This is a genomic window from Variovorax sp. P1_H12_2 (genome assembly GCF_056405335.1).
Genome location: NZ_JBFUCI010000778.1, coordinates 1 through 1,073, shown reverse-complemented (window position 1 = coordinate 1,073; position 1,073 = coordinate 1). Strand labels below are relative to the sequence as shown.

Genomic DNA, 1,073 nt, shown 5'->3' with positions numbered 1-1,073 from the left:
CCTCCCCCGCTGCTGCCGTTCTCAGCCTGATCGCCGAAGACATGGCCAGCGTCGATCTCGTGATCGCCCGCCGGCTCGACACCGGCGTCCCGCTGGTGAGCCAGGTGTCCAGGTACATCATCTCCGCCGGCGGCAAGCGGTTGCGACCGGCGCTGCTGCTGCTGATGGCGGGCGCCCTCGACTATCGCGGCGAACAGCGCTTCAATCTCGCCGCCGTGGTGGAGTTCATCCACACCGCCACGCTGCTGCACGACGACGTGGTGGACGAGTCCACGCTGCGCCGAGGCCGCCCCACCKCCAACGAATCCTTCGGAAACCCCGCCAGCGTGCTGGTCGGCGACTTCCTGTACTCCCGGGCGTTCCAGATGATGCTGGACGCCGATGACGTGCGCGTGATGCAGATCCTCGCGGAGGCGACCAACGTGATCGCCGAAGGCGAAGTGCTGCAGTTGATGAACATGCACGACGCCACGCTCGACGAAGAAGCCTACCTGAAGGTGATCCGCTCGAAGACCGCCAAGCTGTTCGAGGCCAGCACCCGGCTGGCCGCCGTGCTGGCCGGCGTGCCCCCCGACGTCGAGGAAGCCTGCGCCGCTTACGGGCAGGCACTGGGCACCGCCTTCCAGGTCATCGACGACGTGCTCGACTACGCCGGAGATGCCAACGAAACCGGCAAGAACGTCGGCGACGACCTGCGCGAAGGCAAGACCACGTTGCCGCTGATCCTGGCGATGCAGCGCGGCACGACGGAGCAACGCGCGCTGATCCGCACCGCCATCGAGGCCGGCGACACCACGCAACTGCCGCAAATCGTCGCCATCGTGCGCGAAACCGGCGCCCTGGAAGCCACGCGCGCCGCAGCGGCGGCCGAAGCGCAACGCGCCATCGACGCACTTCGTGGTTTTTCTGCAAATTCGCACTCCGCGGCTTTGCTACAATTGGCGGCTCAGTTGTTAGAGCGACGCGCCTGATTCAACTCACGAGAGTGAGTGCCACGGACGATTCCCTTTTCTTGCAACCACCATCGGGGTGTAGCTTAGCCTGGTAGAGCGCTACGTTCGGGACGTAGAGGC

General features: G+C 65.9%; 1 protein-coding gene. It reads left to right on the top strand.

The annotated features are described in order from the left end of the window. The coding region (locus tag AC1D2K_RS35080) for a polyprenyl synthetase family protein (protein ID WP_478095080.1) at positions 1–971 on the top strand (971 nt) is incomplete at its 5' end. Positions 972–1,073: the final 102 nt, after the last annotated feature.